Here is a 732-nt window from a genome sequence, read left to right on the forward strand (position 1 = left end):
GTTGATGAAAAGCTAAGTGCGAGAGAGAACGATTTTCGTTCTCTCTCTTTTGATATTCAAAATGATGAGAATCTTTGTTCTAAAGTTCTTAAAGTTACGAAACCCAAACGCTTGCCGTTTGCTGTCTTTGATGAGTTTGTTAGTAGCTTCTAATTTGGCGTTGGAATAAGGATATTTCAGAGCGTTGGTGATATAGGTTTCGTGCTTTAGAAAAGTCCGAAAGACTCTTGCAAAGTTTGCGTTAACACTATCGACATTGTCATGAATCAGTCCGAAAAATGACTCGACACGCTTCTCTTGAAAATGAAAGAGCAGTAATTGGTAAAGGTCATAATAATAGCGTAACTCAGGCGAAAAATCCAAGGTTTTCTGGACAATGTCTCTAGGCGTCAAAGTTTGTCGAAAGGTTCTGGAGTAGAAAGCCTTATCGGAGAGCTTTCTGCTATCCTTTTGCAGGATTCTCCAGTGATTCTTCAGGGCTCTGTAAGGCAGCGACTTCTTGTCAAAGCTCTTCATGATGGCAATACGAGTGGTCATCATGGCTCGAGAGAGGTGCTGCACGATGTGGAAACGGTCGAGGACAATCTCAGCTTTCGGAAATAGTTTCCTGATGATAGGAATGTAGGCACCCGACATGTCGACAGTCACTACTCTGACTGCTTCTCTAGCTTGTCTTGAATACTTGTAGAAGTGGTTTTTGATGGTCGTTTGGCGATTATTCTCCAGCACTGC

General features: G+C 42.2%; 1 protein-coding gene. It reads right to left on the reverse strand.

Annotation, left to right across the window (positions count from 1 at the left end):
- Window positions 1-12: 12 nt before the first annotated feature.
- A partial coding sequence (locus AALA56_RS10145; RefSeq protein ID WP_369909906.1) for an ISL3 family transposase occupies window positions 13-732 on the reverse strand: 720 nt, incomplete at its 5' end.

Source organism: Streptococcus hyointestinalis, assembly GCF_041225505.1.
GTDB classification, from domain to species: Bacteria; Bacillota; Bacilli; order Lactobacillales; family Streptococcaceae; genus Streptococcus; species Streptococcus hyointestinalis_B.